Here is a 15,372-nt window from a genome sequence, read left to right as displayed (position 1 = left end):
AATGACGATTGTGGAAACCGCGAAAGGCGTGCTCCGCGGCAGCGTCGAAAAGGGTGTTCATGCCTTTCTCGGCGTGCCCTATGCCGCGCCGGTCACGCCTGAATTGCGCTTTGAAGCGCCGCAGCCGGTTTCCGCGTGGCAAGGCGTGCGGGATGCGACGAAGCTCGGCCCCGTTTGCCCGCAGATCCCCACTTACGGTCCGGTCGGGACGGCTGCCGCCTCCAGACTGGCCTTCGGGACGGAGTTTCTGACGGTCAATATTCGCACGCCCGATCCGGCAGGCAAGGCGCCGGTATTGTTCTGGATTCACGGCGGCGGCTATGCGGTCGGTTCCGCCAACGAGGCGGTGTTGCAGAGCGGCGCTTTCGCGGCAAGTGGAATTGTCGAAGTGACGGTGAACTACAGGTTGGGCGCGCTCGGCTTTCTGCATCTGGATGGCAGGCCGAATAACCGCGGGCTTCTCGATCTCGTTGCGGCACTGGGGTGGGTGCGTGACAACATTGCGCTGTTTGGCGGCGATCCCGAACAGGTGACGCTTGCAGGCCGGTCCGCCGGCGGCTTCGCAGTTGCCGCGCTTATGGCTATGCCTGCCGCGCGTGGCTTGTTTCACCGCGCCATGCCGCAAAGCGGGGCCAGCACCGCGGTCTCTTCACCCGAAGACGCCATCAAGCTTTCGCGTCGGCTCCTGTCGGCCGTGGCGACTGGGAATGTGTCGCTCGAAGACATTCCGTTCAGTCGGCTACTCGAAATCCAGCGCGACCTTTGCAACGAGTCCTATGAGCGGCATGATTTCGCCCGCGATGGTTCGGCGGCGATGCTCGGTGTTCCCTTCGTTCCGGTGATAGATGGCGTGAGCCTGCCGGAGCATCCGGAAGCTGCCGCTGCGGCCGGGCGAACCGCACCCGTGCCGATGATGATCGGCTGCACGACTGCGGAATATCTGACCCACGCCACGGCGCAGCCCGAGATGGATTTCGATCTCTGCGCTGCGTTGCTGCACGAACGGGTTCTGTCGCGTGGATTGAGCGGCCGTGAAATCGTTGACCGTTATCGTCGCGAGTTGCCAACGCATGATGCGCGAGGCATCTGGCGTGCGGTGGCGGGCGATCTGGTTTTCCAGCTTCCGGCCGTGCGGTTTGCGCGGTTCCATTCCCGTGCGCAAACCGTCTTCAAGTATCTTTACGGTGGAATTGAAGCCAATGAACGCGGCTCGGCGCATGGCGCCGAGGTCGGCGCGGTGTGGTTCCGGCCGGGGCGCGAAGAGCGTGAGTTGCCTGAACGTCAGCGTGTTACCGACACCGTTTTCGCGACTGCAGTCCACGATCTCTGGGCGACCTTCATCCGGGATGATCTGCCGGTTGCGCGTGGCGGTGCATGGCCGCCTTACACGGAGCTTGAGCCGGCCGTTCTCCGACTGGAGCCGGATGGCTTCCATGTGGCGACAGACCCCTTCGACGGGCGTGAGGCGCTGTGGCTCAACCCGGCTGGCGAAACAGGCGAGAACGCGGCATAAGCCGCGTGGCACGGAAGACGTGAATTCTCGTGGCGGAGTGAAAAATGGTGTCTGACTATCTCGATACACGGCAACTTGAAGCCTTTGTCGCCGTTGTTTCGATTGGCAGCGTAACCGGCGCCGCCAAGGCGTTGGGAAAGTCGCAACCGGTGGTGACCCGGCTTGTTCAGGATCTCGAAGGCGAACTGGGCTTCGCGCTTCTTCATCGCAATGGTCCGCGCATCACGCCGACGGAAAAAGGTGTGGCGTTCTTTTCACAGGCGGAGCTGTTCCTGAGCGGTCTGCGAACCATCAGCGAGCGGGCTCGGCGCATCGAATCTGCCCGGCCGACCGCCATCGAGGTCGCTTCCATTCCCGCCATTGCCGCCAGCCTTTTGCCACGCGCACTTGCGGCTCTCTCTGCCGAGCGGTTTCCCGATCACGTTCATCTACAGAGCATATCATCGGAAAACGTGGTGCAGGCGGTGGTGGCCGGAACGGCCGATCTGGGCGTGGTGAGCCTTCCGCTCGATAATCCCGGTATTGACGTTCACTGGCTGGGCGAGGTGCCCTGCGTCGCCGTGGTGGCGGACGATCATCCTCTGGCGGACAGAGATATTCTCACGGGTGATGATCTTGCCGGTAGGCGCCTTATTGCCTCCGCCAATCCCTTCCGGCTTCGGATGCGGATTGATGAGGCCCTCGCGAAGCTTGGCGTCTCTCCTGCTGCGGTCATCGACAGCAACGCTACCTATGTGTCGCTGTCGCTGGCGCGGATGGGGCTCGGTATCGCGATCGTGGAACCCGTGACACTCTGGGGGCTTCCCGTGCAGGGTGTGAAGGTTCTGCCTCTTTCATTCCGGATTCCGTTCCAGTGGGGTTTTGTGACGGCCGCGGGTCGACCGGTCGTCTCCGAAGTGGAGCAACTGGTTGCCTCCGCCCGCCAGATCGTGGCCGATATTCCTCAAGCCGTTGTCTATGACACACTGGCGCAGGTTCCGACTTTTGACAGGAACGTGTAAGCGCGCCCAGGCGGCATTTTCTCTCCGTACAATTTCCGACAACGCGATTTGCGGCTTCGGGACGCAGACCGTGACCTGCGCTTGCCTTGGCGTTTTGGTTGTGCGGCGCAATCGTATTTCGATTGGACGTTCGCAAACGTGAGCAAGCACTATATAAGGTTCTCCCCTAACGCCGGTCGCCACCGGTAAATTAGCGAGGAGATGACAATGACGGATACCGAAGCGAACGCGCCGAACGAGCGCAAGCGTGGATCGGGTGTTCGTCTTGTCTACGACCTCCTGCGGGATGAAATTCTCGATCTCGTTCTTCCACCCGGTAGTCCGATCGATGAAGTACAACTGGCCGAACGGTTCAAAATGTCGCGAACGCCGATCCGTGAGGCGCTTGTTCGGCTTGCAGGGGAGGGTCTCATCGATACGCTGCCGAACCGGTCGACCATGGTGGCGAATGTCGACTTTCTCAACATGCATACCTATTTCGACGCGCTGGTGCTGATGTATCGCGTCACAACGCAACTTGCGGCGAAATACCATCGTGCGGCTGACCTCGATATCATTCGCGGTCATCAGGCGGATTTTGCCAAAGCCGTAGAAGCGCAGGATGCCCTGGCGATGATCGCAACCAACGCCGCATTTCATCTGGCAATCGCCGAAGCCGGCAGAAACCCTTATTTCACAAGCCTGTTCAAGCGGATACTGGATGAGGGGCGTCGTATCCTGAGGCTTTATTATCAGTCCTACGAGGATCGTTTGCCCCACCGTTTCGTGGAGGAACACAACGAGATGATCGAGGCGATTGCCGCCCGCGATCTTGAACGGGCCGAGCGTCTGGCTCGTGAACACGCAGAGCAAATCGTGCGTCAGGTGCAGAAACTGCTTGTCCGTGACGACCGTCTGGAGATTCGGCTCTAACTCACTAAATTCTTGTCGACAAATAAAATACAAATATGTAAACAGGATCGAACAGGGTGGGTTCGGCCTCCATTGGGCGCGTGCTCTCCTTCGAATTCACGATTGAAGAGGAGCGAAAGATGGCGGCCAATATTTTTTCTGGCATCGTCCCTGCATTGATGACCCCGGCCAAGAGCGACAGAACGCCTGACTTCGATGCGCTGGTGCGCAAGGGCAAGGAACTGATTGCGTCGGGCATGTCCGCCGTTGTCTATTGCGGTTCCATGGGCGATTGGCCGCTTTTGACCGACGCCCAGCGCATGGAAGGGGTGGAGCGTCTGGTCAAGGCTGGCGTTCCTGTCATCGTCGGTACCGGTGCCGTCAATACGGCCACCGCCGTCGCCCATGCCGCTCACGCCCAGAAGGTTGGTGCGCAGGGTCTCATGGTCATCCCCCGCGTCCTTTCGCGCGGCACGGTCATCGCCGCGCAGAAGGCCCACTTCAAGGCTATCCTCTCCGCCGCACCGGAGCTGCCGGCCGTCATCTACAATAGCCCTTATTACGGTTTCGCAACCCGCGCCGACCTGTTCTTTGCCCTGCGCGCCGAACACAAGAACCTTGTGGGCTTCAAGGAGTTCGGCGGTCCTGCCGACATGCGCTACGCCGCCGAAAACATCACCAGCCGCGACGATGACGTCACCTTGATGATCGGCGTCGACACTGCTGTGTTCCATGGCTTCGTCAATTGCGGCGCAACGGGCGCCATTACCGGTATCGGTAACGTGCTGCCGAAGGAAGTCATTCATCTGTGCAACCTGTCGCAGGCTGCCGCCAAGGGCGATGCCGATGCCCGCACCCGCGCGCTGGAACTGGAGCAGGCGCTCGCTGTCCTCTCTTCCTTCGATGAAGGCCCGGATCTCGTTCTCTTCTTCAAGCATATGATGGTCATGAAGGGGAACCCGGAATACACATTGCACTTCAACGAGAGCGATGTGCTGTCGGACAGCCAGCGTGGTTATGTCGAAGCGCAACTCAAGCTGTTCGACAACTGGTACGCCGAGTGGAGCAGGTTGCCCGGCGCCGTACAGACGTACAAGGCCTGATTTGTCCTGATCCTCCGGGCCAAAGGCTTTACGACCTGCAATGCACCGCCGTGGATACTTCGTCCGCGTCGGTGCATTGCAGTCAAGGCCGGCCAGCGCAAGTCCCCACAATCCGTTCAAACATAAATCGTCCACAGTCGCGACTTAAGCAGAAATTTCGATCATTATCCCCTCATCACGCTATAAAGATTCGATTTCGCAACGGGAAGCTAAGCTGAATGCGCCTTGGATACGGTTTTATTGCTCTCATTCTTGCCATCGCTCCGCCGGCCTATGCGCTTGAAGCCGGGGCTTTACCGGTTCTGGCACCAAATGAGCAGCAGGCGCAGGCAGCGCATCTAAGCGCACAGTTCCTGACGCGGTATGCCTACAAGTCCGTTCCGCTCGACGACGCCTTGTCCGCGAAGATCATGGACCGGTTCATCAAGTCTCTCGATCCGGACCGCAACCTTTTCCTGCAAGCGGATATCGACGGGTTTATGGTCGACAGGACGAAGCTCGACGATGCCATCGCGCGTGAAGACCTGAGCATCCCGTTTTCGATTTTCAATGTCTATTCGCAACGGGTTACCGAGCGCATCAGCCATGCGCGCGATTTTCTCGGCCAGAACTTCGATTTTACCGTGCAGGAGAGCTATTCGCTGCCTGACGAAAACGGTACCTGGCCGAAAACGGAGGCGGAAATCAACGATCTCTGGCGCAAGCGGGTCAAGGCCGACTGGCTGCGGCTCAAGCTGGCGGGGCAGGGCAATGCGGCAATCCGGGAAACGCTCGATAAGCGCTACAAGAACATTCTGGCGCGTGTTCATACATACAAGAGCGATGACGTTTTCCAGTCGTTCATGGCCGCCTACACCACATCGGTCGATCCCCATACCGACTATTTCGGTGCGGCGGCTTCGGCCGACTTCGATATTTCGATGAAGCTTTCGCTGGTCGGCATCGGCGCGGTTCTGCAGGATCGTGATGGGTATACCACGGTGCGCGAACTTGTGGGCGGCGGCCCAGCACAATTGTCCGGCAAGCTTGCTCCCGGCGACCGTATCGTCGGTGTCGGTCAGGGCGAAGACGGCGCCATTCAGGATGTTGTCGGCACCCGTCTCGATGCCGTCGTGCAGTTGATCCGGGGAGCGAAGGATTCGGTCGTGCGCCTCGATATCCTGCCGGCGGATGCCGGGGAGGGTGGCAGCCACCGGGTGATCCGTCTCGTTCGGGACAAGGTCAATCTGGAGAAGCAGGCCGCGCAGAAGACGGTCCTTCCCGTCAACGATGATGGCGTCACGCGCAAGATCGGCGTGATTGCCCTGCCGACATTCTATGAGGATTTCGACGCGCGCCAGAAAAACGACAAGGACTATAAAAGCGCAAGCCGCGATGTGGCCCGGCTTCTGGGCGAACTGAAGCAGGAAAAGGTCGATGGCGTTCTGATCGACCTGCGGGACAATGGTGGCGGTTCACTCTCCGAGGCGATCGATCTGACAGGTCTGTTCGTCGGCAAGGGCCCGGTGGTTCAGCAGCGTAACGCGGAAGGCAAGATCAGGATCGAAAGTGACGACCTGCCCAAGCCTGTCTGGGACGGGCCTGTCGGTGTTCTTATCAACCGGGGTTCGGCATCGGCCTCCGAGATTTTTGCCGCGGCGATACAGGATTACGGCCGCGGTGTGATTATCGGTGAACCCAGCTTCGGCAAGGGCACGGTGCAAACGGTTGTCGATCTTGATCGGGTCGCAAAGAGCAACGAGCCCAAATTCGGCCAGTTGAAGTTTACTGTCGCCCAGTTCTTCCGTGTCGATGGGGGGACAACGCAGCTTCGTGGTGTTGCGCCCGATATCAGCTTGCCCGGTCTGACCGACCCCAAACTCCTTGGGGAGGCAAGCTACGACAATGCGTTGCCCTGGGCCCAGATCAAGCCAGCCAGCTACAAGATGGATACCAAAGTGACTGCCCTTCTGCCGGAACTGCAGAACCGGCATGCGGCTCGTGCGAAGCAGGACCCTGACTTCCAGCGCTTCATGGAGGACGTGGCAGAACTGAAGGCGCAGCGCGCCAAACGGACAGTCTCGCTTAACGAAGCCGAGCGCCGCAAGGAGCAGGCGGCTCTTGAAAATCGTCTGAAGGCTGGTGCGCAGGACAACTCCGATCCGCTTCGCCGGAAAGACGATGGTCTGCAGTCGGATGAGCGTGGTCTCATGGCGGATATTGCCATGGAAAATGCCCGCAAGAATGCAAAGGATGTCCTGAAAAACGCGGCGGCTTCCATCGTTGCCGATCAGGCCGAACTGCTGGCCCAGTCACGATAACATGCGGTTTGACCGCCATGGAAAAGCGCCGGAGAACGTTCCCTCCGGCGCTAAGGCTTGCCTGCCACTGCGGTATTGATTGGGGCGAAACCCGTTGCCATTTACACCCGATGCAGAGCCCCGGTTGCGGGTCCGACCGCGCCCTCAAGCCGTCTTGAGACGGGGCGCGTCGGTGGCGGTTGACGAAGTTGCCGTGTTCTTGTGGGAAACATTGAGACACTGCGCCACGATGTCATGGTTGAGCCACAGGACGGGACCGGCGGGTTCGGACGATGAGCCGAAGATGAGCTTGCCGGTTGCGTCGACGACCAGCGTGCTCAGGTGGTCGCTGATCAGCGCCTTGCCATCCTTGTGCATCTGCGTGATCTCATGCGACGTGCCGATGGTTAGGTCAGCCTGCGCCTGACTGTTAGGCATCGGCCATGCCGAGAAGCTGTAGAACGGGATCATCACGTCGCTGGCCTGCAAAGCGGTGATCTTTGCGATGACGTCCTCCATCGAGAAACCATCGGCCAGAAGCGCTTCACATGCCTGCCATTGCGCTTCCGCCCACGCACCGCCGCCTTCCTTGCGCAAGGCCAGAAGGAGAGGGATCAAGGGAAGCTCGATGCCCGTGAACACGTCGGAAGAATTGGTGCGGATCTCGGGGCAATTGTAGACGGTCGCCTTGATGCCGGCGTTCCACGCCTTCTTCGCGATGCCTTCCAGCCGCATTTTGGCATAACCCTGCGTGTAGTTTGTGTAGGTCTGCCAGCGATACTCGCCGTTCATGAGAATGCCGGTGCCGTGATACCCGTAAGCGGTGTAACGCACCTGGCCACCCGATGCCTCGACCCGCTCCCGGATCGCAGAACTCAGGTCGATGAGGTGGCCAAAGGTATCTGCGGATACCGCGTCGAAATTCTGAAGGATCAGTTTGCCGAGATCGCTGTCGAGCAGGGTCTGCGACGACATATGCCGCGCTCCCGTTCCCTTGTAGATGCGGTTGGCAAGCACCAGGAAGACTTTCGCCTTCGGAATGCCGCCAGCCATCGTATGGGCGAAGAACACATTGCGGCCAGCCGGGATCATGCCATCGAGAACGGCCATGACCTTGGAGACGGCATCGGTGAACCGCTGGGTTCCAACCTTACGGCATTCCTCGATATGGGCCCAATCCAGCTTGTCGCTTTCCCAGCTTGCGAGTGTCATGTCCGCGAGAAGATCGGTCGGTGTCGGGCTGCCGGCGGGTGCATCGAGATCGAAGCCGGCCATGACCGGGATGTTGATGATCTTGCCACCCAGCCGGGCTTCGGCAGCGGCAAGTTCCTCAGCATCCAGCGGTCTCAGCGCGTTATTCTCGTCGCGGCGACCGACCGTGATCCCGATGATCTCCATTTCCGCCTTTCGGGCTTCTTCGAGAAGGCCCGTCGCATAGCCACGGCCGAAAAGCTCACCGAAGAGGACAAAAATGTCGCCCTTACGAAACACGCGGTTCTCAGGAAGTTGCTGCAGAGCGATCGGGTTTTTCATGGGATACGTTCTTCTATCAGGCGTCGACGACCAGTTCAGATCATTATTGATCCCTTAATGACTGTATTGGCGCGGTACAGGAACTCATTTTGCGTGACAGAGCATTGCAGAACGTGAACCTTGCCTCTTCAGCGGAGGTAAGTTGTTGTATTTTATGATTATTATGAATGCGCAAGCGGTCGTGAAAAAATTGTGCCACCCGGCCGGCGCGGTGACGCATGAGGTTCCGAAAAGATTGTTTCAGCGTTGCGTGGCGCGCCTGACGATTCGATGCCTTGCGAGTGAAGCCCCGTTTCGCCGGGGCTTCACTCTCGCACAATGATCAGACCGGGTCGGTCGCGGTCAGAGCCGTGTAGATCTCCGGCCGGCGATGCAGGCGGAAATTGAAGATGTTGGCGCGGATTTCCGTGCAGCGGTCGAGATCGCAATCATGGACGACCAGTTCGTCGCCAAGCGTGCTGGCCATGGCGACGATCTCGCCTGTCGGGGCGATGATGCAGCTTTGGCCGATAAGATCGCAGCCTTCTTCCTTACCCGCCTTTGCGACGCCGATGATCCACATGCCGTTCTGGTAAGCGCCGGCCTGCATGCACAGGTGGTTGTGAAAACATTGCAGGTGGTCGTGTTCCGGCGCCAGTGGGTAATGGACTGGCGTGTTATAGCCGATCAATACCATTTCGGCGCCGCGCAGAGCCAGTTCGCGGTAGGTTTCAGGCCAGCGGCGGTCGTTGCAGATGGCCTGCCCGATCTTGCCACCAAAGGCGTCGGCGGTGGAAAAAGGCTCCATGCCCGGCTCGAAATAGCGCTTCTCAAGGTGCTGGAAGGCGCGCCAGGGCTCGTTGTTCTTGTGGCCCGGCAGGTGAATCTTGCGGTAGCGGTGAACGATGCCTCCGGCCTTGTCGACCACGATGGAGGTGTTGTACCGGTGCAGAACGCCATCTTCCTCGACCATTTCCGCATAGCCGAAGGAGAAGCCGATCCCCAGCACTTTTGCGCGTTCGAAGAGCGGCGCGGTGGCGGCATTGGGCATCGAACGCTCGAAGAAAGTGTCCACCTCGGCCTGATTTTCCATGAACCAGCGCGGAAAGAACGTCGTCAGCGCCAGTTCCGGATAAACTATGAGGTCGCAGCCGCGAGCGGCGGCTTTTTCCATGAGCGCGAGCATTCGCGCAACGACGCTTTCACGACTTTCCGCGCGGTCGATGGGGCCAAGCTGGGCGGCGGCGGTAACGACGATTCTGCTCATCGGGTCTCTTCTCCATTCGTAGGCAGGGCCTGCTTCAGTGTGACCTGAAGCAGCACGTTCGCGCCGTTGGCGAGATCTGCTGCTGCCGTAAATTCCGTAATGTTGTGGCTGATGCCGTTGACGCTCGGCACGAAAATCATGGCGGCCGGTGCAATGCGGGCAATCATCTGGGCATCGTGGCCGGCACCGGAAAAAAGCCGGCGTGTGGAAAGACAGAGCGCCCTGGCCGTTTCGTCCACCTGATCGATCAGCACCGGGGCGAAATCGACCGGCTCGAAACGGGCGAGACTGCGGGTTTCGAAGGTAACGTTCTCTTCGTCCGTCACGGTTTCGATAAGCGCCGCCAGCCGCGCTTCGGCCTGCTTCAACAGCGTTTCATCCGGGTTGCGAAGGTCGACCGTCATCACCGCCTTTTGCGCGACGACGTTGACGAGGTTCGGCGAAAGCGTCAGCACCCCCACGGTGCCGACCTGATCACCGCCCATTTCGCGCACGAAAGCACCAACACCCGCAGCAATGCGGGCGGCGGCAAGCCCCGCATCACGGCGCAGGCGGATCGGCGTCGTGCCGGCATGGGAGGACCTGCCATTCAGCGTGATCTCCGTCCAGGAAATGCCCTGCACGCCCATCACCGTGCCAATCCCGATCTTCTCGTCCTCAAGGATCGGTCCCTGTTCGATGTGAAGCTCGAAATAGGCAGCGATCTCCTTCGGGCCGTGGCCGGTGCCGGCATAACCGATGGCGGTGAGTTCGTCGCCGAGCCGCTTGCCGTCGATGGAAACGATGTCGAGCGCTTCCTGCAGATGCAGCCCACCCACAAAAACGAGACTGCCGAGCATGTCGGGCGCGAAACGTGACCCTTCCTCGTTGGTGAAGGCCGCGACGGCAATGGGAAGCTCCGTCTCGACGCCGGCGTCGTTCAGTGTGGCGATCACCTCGAGACCAGCGAGAACGCCGAGCGCCCCGTCATAAAGCCCGCCAGTAGCGACCGTATCGATATGTGAGCCGAGCAATACCGCGGGGCCTTCGCGGCGCGCCTTGCGGGTGCCGAAAATATTGCCAATGGCGTCAACGGTGACGTCTAGGCCAAGCGCCGTCATTTCGGCCACGAGATGGTCGCGGCCTAGTTTTTCCGATGGCGTCAGTGCCAGACGGCAGACGCCGCCGCCTTCCAGCGCGCCTATGCCGCCCAGCCGTTCGATGCGGGCGACGAGACGGGCGGGATCGATACGAAGAGAGCCGGGCATCATGCCGAGGCCTCGACGTCGCGGCCGCTGCGACCGACAATGGCGGTGTAGAGATCGGGATCGGTGTCGCCCTCGCTGCCGAAGCACAGGATGACGGAGTTTTCGTCAAGGCCAAGCGCCGCGCGCCAGTCCGGGTGAGCGGCGGCGGTCAGAAAGCCGGCGAGACCCGCTACGCCGCTTTCGCCGCCGACCAGTGTCGCGCCGGCCTTGCCGGAAGCCAGAAGCCGCATGGTTTCGGCGGCGGCGGCGTCGGGAATGGCGATGAAGGCCGCGACGCCGCCGGCAAGGATCGGCCAGGCGATGATCGAAGGCTCACCACAGGCAAGGCCCGCCATTATAGTATCGAGATCGCCGCCAACAGCGGTCGGTGCACCGGCCACGGCGCTTTCCAGCAGGCAGGCGGCCGTATCTGGTTCTACGACGACGACGGTTGGTGCTTCCGCGCCGAGGGTTTCCCAGAAATGGGCAGTAACGGCGGCGGCGAGACCGCCAACCCCGCCCTGAATGAAGATGTGGGTGGGCTTGACACCACCTAATTGACGAGCAGCCTCGTCCGCCATCACGCTGTAGCCTTGCATGACATTGCGCGGCACGTCCGTGTAACCGGGATAAGAGGTGTCGGACACCACATGCCAACCGTGTTCAGCGGCCATGCGCGCGGCTTCGCGTACGCTGTCGTCGTAATTGCCACGGGTGCGGATCACCTCCGCGCCATAGCTGGCAATCGCCGCCTTGCGCGCCTCGGATACGGTTTCGTGGATGAAGATCACCGCCTTGCAACCGAACATGCGCGCGCCCCAGGCCACGGAGCGGCCGTGATTGCCATCCGTTGCACAGGTAACCGTCACGGCGGAAACGATGTCGCCGTAACGGCCTGAAAGAATGTCTTCCGGATCTGGGGTCCCGCCGGTCTTTTCCGCAATCATGGCGGCAAGCAGACGGTAGACCGCATAGGCACCACCGAGCGCCTTGAAGGAGCCGAGGCCGAAGCGTCCAGCCTCGTGCTTGTAGAGGATGCGAGCGACACCTGTTTGCGCGGCAAGGCTGTCGAGCGAAACCAGCGGCGTTGCGGCATAGGCCTTCCAGGCCGAAATCGCCGCCTGGGCCTCTTGTCCCGCGGCAAGCGACAGGACAGGTTTGAACGTGTCGGGGTAGGGGCCTTTGGGTGCCGGGTGACCCTTTACCAGACGGGCTTTGACAGAAGAGAACGGGGAGACCATCGTGCGGAGATTCCAAATGCGGGAAAACTGTGCCAAAGGATAGCCGCTGATTGCGTCCAGTCAACACGAAATGAAAAAGAATTTTCGTAATTTTGATTTTATGAAAATGGAGATGAGATGAGTGAGCAGGAAGACAGTCGTCCGATCGATGTGCGGATCATGGCGATCTATGACGAGTTGACGGCCAGTGAGCGGCGTCTGGCGGCGGTGGTGATGGAGGCGCAAACCAATCTTGCGAGCTTCACTGCCGGTGAGTTGGCGGCCAAGGCCGATATCTCCAACGCCACGGCGGCGCGCTTCTTCAAGCGGCTGGGCTATGCCAGCTATAACGATGCCCGCATGCATGCCCGACAGGCGGAAGACTGGGGCTCGCCGCTCTACGAACTGACGGGAACGGGCCGCAAGCGTCTGGCGCCCGGCGATTTCGGCCTGCATATCGCCCAGGATCTCCAGAACCTGACGCGTACGGCCGAAATGCTGAGTGAAGCGGATCTGGAAGAGGCGACGCGCATTCTGGCCGGCGCGAAGCGTGTTTTTGTCGTCGGTTTCCGCAATTCCATGGCGCTGGCCAATTATGCGCGGGGCCTGCTGACCAATATCCGTCCGGATGTGCAGCTTCTGCCGCTGGCCGGGACGTCGATGGGTGAGGAGTTGGCCGGCATTGGTGCGCGGGACGTGTTTCTGGTGCTGGGTTTTCGCCGCAGGCCCCTGCTTTTGCGGGAAATCATGGCGGTCGTCCGGGAAGCTGGCGCGGCCTCTGTTCTCATCACGGACATGACGGCGGCCCGCACTGCGCAATTGGCGACAATTACGTTGCGTTGCCATAATCGCGGCCACTCGATGTTCGATAGTTATGCGGCGCCGATGAGCGTCATCAATTACCTCTGTTCGGCGGTCAGTCAGGCTCTGGGCGATGCGGCGGTGGAGCGACTCGCGGAGATCGAGGCGCTTCATGATCGCCTGGATCAACTCGCGGGTCCCGTGCAGGCCAGAAAGATGCTCAAAGAATAGTCATTTGATGAAAAATGAAACGTAATTTTCATCTTGCGCAAAATATGAAAATGTTTTTTTATTTCGGTCGAGCCGGACACGAAGCCGGACGCCTGTTCAACGGTCTCTCAGAGGGGACCCCACAAGGACCGAGCCCATGAATTTTCAAATCAACCGTCGTGGACTTTTGAAAACCGCCGCTGCCGGTGCTGCCTTTGGCGCGTTGCAGCCTTTCAACCGCGCTTTCGCGGCCACCGATCTCGTCTGGATGACCTGGGAGAACCTGGCCAAGGACGATTACCTCGCCGCCTTCCTGAAGGGGGGCGATGTCTCCCTCACCAAGAATTTCATCGGCACGGATGACGAACAGTTCGCCAAGCTGCGCGCCGGTGGCGCCTCTTCCGTCGATCTGATTACGCCCGGCCTCGACAAGGTGGAATACTACGTGGCCTCCGATCTGCTGCAGCCGATCGATTTCGCCAAGGTGCCGAACGCAGCCCTGCTCTACGACACCTTCAAGAAGACCGACCTCGGCAAGAAGGACGGCAAGACCTACGGCATTCCCTTCTATTGGGGCATCAACCCCATCGTCTATCGCGCCGACCTGATGGACGGGGAGCCGGACTGGTCCGTCTTCTTCGAGGGCGACAAGTACAAGGGCAAGCTGGCCATGCGCGACTACGCGCTCGAAGGCATCATGATCGCGGCCCTTTATCTCGGCATCCCCAAGGACAAGATGTTCGACATGGATGACAAGGAACTGGCCGAAGTGAAGAAGGCGCTCCTTGCCCAGAAGAAGCTGCTGCGCACCTACTGGAACTCCATCGGCGATCTGACCAACCTGTTCGCTTCCGGCGAAGTAGTCTGCGCCTTCTCGTGGGTCCCTCCCTATTACGACCTTTCCGCCCGCGGCCTGAAGATGGGGATGGCCAAGCCCAAGGCCGGCGTCATCGGCTGGTGCGATACGATTGCCGTGCCGAAGGGTGTGGAAGGCGAGAAGCTCGACAAGGTGTTCAGCCTCGTCAATTACCTGCTCGGGCCGGAATATGGTGAAAAGCTTGCCTTCGGCGGTCCCTATGCACAGGGCACTTCGGCGGCACTCGACAAGCTGCCCGATGAGCAGAAGGAAAAGATCTTCGTCAAGGATCTCTCCATCATGGACAGCTTCGTCTGGAAGAAGAACCCGGCCCGTTACAATGACTGGGTTGCGCTCTGGAACGAAGTGAAGGCGAGCTGATCATGATTGCCGCAGATCGGGCCAAGGATACGAGCGGGCAGGAAAACCGCCCCCTTCTTCAGGGCATCGCCGTTCACAAGGACTATGGCGGGGTTCATGCCGTTCGCGGTGTGGACTTCCGCATCGCTCCCAACAGCTATGTGACCCTGCTCGGACCCTCCGGCTGCGGCAAGACATCCCTGCTGCGGATGATCGGTGGCTTCGAGGCGCTCTCTTCGGGCGTTCTCGAACTCGACGGGCAGTCGCTTGCCGGCGTTCCCGCCAGCAAGCGACCGGTCAACACCGTCTTTCAGAACTATGCGCTCTTCCCGCATCTTTCGGTGCAGGAAAATGTCGGCTTCGGTCTTGCCTATCGCAGGCTTTCGAAGGGGGATATGGCGTCGCGCGTCGAAGGCGCGTTGTCGCAGGTGCAGATGACACCCATGGCGAAGCGCCGCCCCCGCCAGCTTTCCGGCGGGCAGCAGCAGCGCGTGGCGCTCGCTCGCGCCATCGTCAACGAGCCACGCCTTCTGCTTCTGGACGAGCCGCTTTCGGCGCTCGACCGGCGCATGCGCAAGGATATGCAGATCGAGCTGAAAGACCTTCAGCGTCGGCTCGGCATGACCTTCCTGCATGTAACGCATGATCAGGAGGAGGCCTTTGCCCTCTCCGACGAAATTATCGTGATGAACAATGGCCGGATCGAGCAACAGGCTTCGCCCGCGGAAATCTACCGCCGCCCGGCCAGTGCCTATGTCGCTGATTTCATCGGCGGCGCCAATCTTGCGCCGGGCACGATCCTGGGGGCTGTGGGAGAGGCTGCGGTGATCGATACGCCGCTCGGCCGGTTCGAGTGCCCCGCTGTCGCAGGCCTGCGCGATGGCGACAAGGCTGTGCTCTGTATCCGGCCCGAACTGTTGCGTCTTCAGGCGGGCGAGGATGGTTTCGAGGTGGTGGTTACCCACACCGTCTTCCGGGGCGCGGAGTGGCTGGTCGAAGCGAAAGCGTCCGGTGACATCACGATCTCGCTGATCGTCGATGACCCGGAGCCGCCGGCCGTTGGCAGTGCGGTGCGTCTGGGTTTCGATCCCACGCGCGCCTGGATCGTTGCTGCTTCGGCGGGGGGCTGACGC

At 60.4% G+C, this 15,372-nt stretch carries 12 protein-coding genes; 8 read left to right on the top strand and 4 right to left on the bottom strand.

Annotated elements, in window-relative coordinates; all coding sequences use genetic code 11:
* Nucleotide 1 precedes the first annotated feature (1 nt).
* The 5 genes from GGQ66_RS19425 to GGQ66_RS19405 all read left to right on the top strand — a co-directional run bounded on the left by GGQ66_RS19425 (nucleotide 2) and on the right by GGQ66_RS19405 (nucleotide 6,808).
* On the top strand, nucleotides 2-1,513 hold the full coding sequence (locus GGQ66_RS19425; RefSeq protein WP_183794749.1) for a carboxylesterase/lipase family protein: 1,512 nt from the start codon (nucleotides 2-4) through the stop codon (nucleotides 1,511-1,513).
* A 44-nt stretch (nucleotides 1,514-1,557) separates the two neighbouring features.
* Nucleotides 1,558-2,514 carry a LysR family transcriptional regulator gene (locus tag GGQ66_RS19420; protein ID WP_183794747.1) on the top strand — a complete coding sequence of 319 codons (957 nt, stop codon included), beginning with the start codon at nucleotides 1,558-1,560 and terminating at the stop codon, nucleotides 2,512-2,514.
* A 207-nt stretch (nucleotides 2,515-2,721) separates the two neighbouring features.
* Nucleotides 2,722-3,426, top strand: a complete 705-nt coding sequence (locus GGQ66_RS19415) for a GntR family transcriptional regulator (protein WP_183794745.1) — start codon at nucleotides 2,722-2,724, stop codon at nucleotides 3,424-3,426.
* 119 nt (nucleotides 3,427-3,545) lie between these two features.
* Nucleotides 3,546-4,508, top strand: coding sequence for a dihydrodipicolinate synthase family protein (locus GGQ66_RS19410; protein WP_183794743.1), 963 nt, complete (start codon nucleotides 3,546-3,548; stop codon nucleotides 4,506-4,508).
* Nucleotides 4,509-4,726: 218 nt separating this feature from the next.
* Entirely contained in the window at nucleotides 4,727-6,808 is a 2,082-nt protein-coding gene (locus GGQ66_RS19405; RefSeq protein ID WP_183794741.1) for a carboxy terminal-processing peptidase, read from the top strand.
* 144 nt (nucleotides 6,809-6,952) lie between these two features.
* On the opposite strand, the gene GGQ66_RS19400 is transcribed toward GGQ66_RS19405, so the two are convergent.
* The 4 genes from GGQ66_RS19400 to GGQ66_RS19385 form a co-directional block, all read right to left on the bottom strand.
* Nucleotides 6,953-8,320: an enoyl ACP reductase FabMG family protein gene (locus GGQ66_RS19400; RefSeq protein ID WP_183794739.1), complete on the bottom strand. Its 1,368-nt coding sequence runs from the start codon at nucleotides 8,318-8,320 to the stop codon at nucleotides 6,953-6,955.
* Between the two features lie 322 nt (nucleotides 8,321-8,642).
* Nucleotides 8,643-9,566 (bottom strand): N-carbamoyl-D-amino-acid hydrolase, encoded by a 924-nt coding sequence (locus GGQ66_RS19395; protein ID WP_183794737.1) that lies wholly within the window; start codon nucleotides 9,564-9,566, stop codon nucleotides 8,643-8,645.
* Nucleotides 9,563-10,816: a Zn-dependent hydrolase gene (locus tag GGQ66_RS19390; RefSeq protein ID WP_183794735.1), complete on the bottom strand. Its 1,254-nt coding sequence runs from the start codon at nucleotides 10,814-10,816 to the stop codon at nucleotides 9,563-9,565. The genes GGQ66_RS19395 and GGQ66_RS19390 overlap by 4 nt, the downstream gene beginning before the upstream one ends.
* Entirely contained in the window at nucleotides 10,813-12,033 is a 1,221-nt protein-coding gene (locus GGQ66_RS19385; protein ID WP_183794734.1) for a diaminopropionate ammonia-lyase, read from the bottom strand. Before GGQ66_RS19385 ends, GGQ66_RS19390 begins: the two co-directional genes overlap by 4 nt.
* A gap of 117 nt (nucleotides 12,034-12,150) precedes the next feature.
* Between GGQ66_RS19385 and GGQ66_RS19380 the strand changes: the two genes are divergently transcribed.
* The 3 genes from GGQ66_RS19380 (at nucleotide 12,151) to GGQ66_RS19370 (ending at nucleotide 15,369) form a co-directional block, all read left to right on the top strand.
* On the top strand, nucleotides 12,151-13,044 hold the full coding sequence (locus GGQ66_RS19380) for a MurR/RpiR family transcriptional regulator (RefSeq protein ID WP_183794732.1): 894 nt from the start codon (nucleotides 12,151-12,153) through the stop codon (nucleotides 13,042-13,044).
* A 136-nt stretch (nucleotides 13,045-13,180) separates the two neighbouring features.
* Entirely contained in the window at nucleotides 13,181-14,260 is a 1,080-nt protein-coding gene (locus tag GGQ66_RS19375; RefSeq protein WP_210287339.1) for an extracellular solute-binding protein, read from the top strand.
* A 2-nt stretch (nucleotides 14,261-14,262) separates the two neighbouring features.
* The gene (locus GGQ66_RS19370) at nucleotides 14,263-15,369 is read left to right on the top strand and encodes an ABC transporter ATP-binding protein (RefSeq protein WP_183794730.1); all 1,107 of its coding nucleotides are present in this window, start codon (nucleotides 14,263-14,265) and stop codon (nucleotides 15,367-15,369) included.
* Nucleotides 15,370-15,372: the final 3 nt, after the last annotated feature.

It is taken from the genome of Allorhizobium borbori (genome assembly GCF_014196535.1).
GTDB classification, from domain to species: domain Bacteria; phylum Pseudomonadota; class Alphaproteobacteria; order Rhizobiales; family Rhizobiaceae; genus Ectorhizobium; species Ectorhizobium borbori.
This window is presented reverse-complemented; position numbering and strand designations above follow the sequence as displayed.

What these genes read in the sequence shown, in the direction of transcription:
- GGQ66_RS19395 (WP_183794737.1), bottom strand. Translation starts at nt 9,566, where the DNA reads ATGAGCAGAATCGTCGTTACCGCCGCCGCCCAGCTTGGCCCCATCGAC.
- GGQ66_RS19405 (WP_183794741.1), top strand. Translation starts at nt 4,727, where the DNA reads ATGCGCCTTGGATACGGTTTTATTGCTCTCATTCTTGCCATCGCTCCG.
- GGQ66_RS19410 (WP_183794743.1), top strand. Translation starts at nt 3,546, where the DNA reads ATGGCGGCCAATATTTTTTCTGGCATCGTCCCTGCATTGATGACCCCG.
- GGQ66_RS19385 (WP_183794734.1), bottom strand. Translation starts at nt 12,033, where the DNA reads ATGGTCTCCCCGTTCTCTTCTGTCAAAGCCCGTCTGGTAAAGGGTCAC.
- GGQ66_RS19420 (WP_183794747.1), top strand. Translation starts at nt 1,558, where the DNA reads ATGGTGTCTGACTATCTCGATACACGGCAACTTGAAGCCTTTGTCGCC.
- GGQ66_RS19390 (WP_183794735.1), bottom strand. Translation starts at nt 10,816, where the DNA reads ATGATGCCCGGCTCTCTTCGTATCGATCCCGCCCGTCTCGTCGCCCGC.
- GGQ66_RS19375 (WP_210287339.1), top strand. Translation starts at nt 13,181, where the DNA reads ATGAATTTTCAAATCAACCGTCGTGGACTTTTGAAAACCGCCGCTGCC.
- GGQ66_RS19370 (WP_183794730.1), top strand. Translation starts at nt 14,263, where the DNA reads ATGATTGCCGCAGATCGGGCCAAGGATACGAGCGGGCAGGAAAACCGC.
- GGQ66_RS19415 (WP_183794745.1), top strand. Translation starts at nt 2,722, where the DNA reads ATGACGGATACCGAAGCGAACGCGCCGAACGAGCGCAAGCGTGGATCG.
- GGQ66_RS19425 (WP_183794749.1), top strand. Translation starts at nt 2, where the DNA reads ATGACGATTGTGGAAACCGCGAAAGGCGTGCTCCGCGGCAGCGTCGAA.
- GGQ66_RS19400 (WP_183794739.1), bottom strand. Translation starts at nt 8,320, where the DNA reads ATGAAAAACCCGATCGCTCTGCAGCAACTTCCTGAGAACCGCGTGTTT.
- GGQ66_RS19380 (WP_183794732.1), top strand. Translation starts at nt 12,151, where the DNA reads ATGAGTGAGCAGGAAGACAGTCGTCCGATCGATGTGCGGATCATGGCG.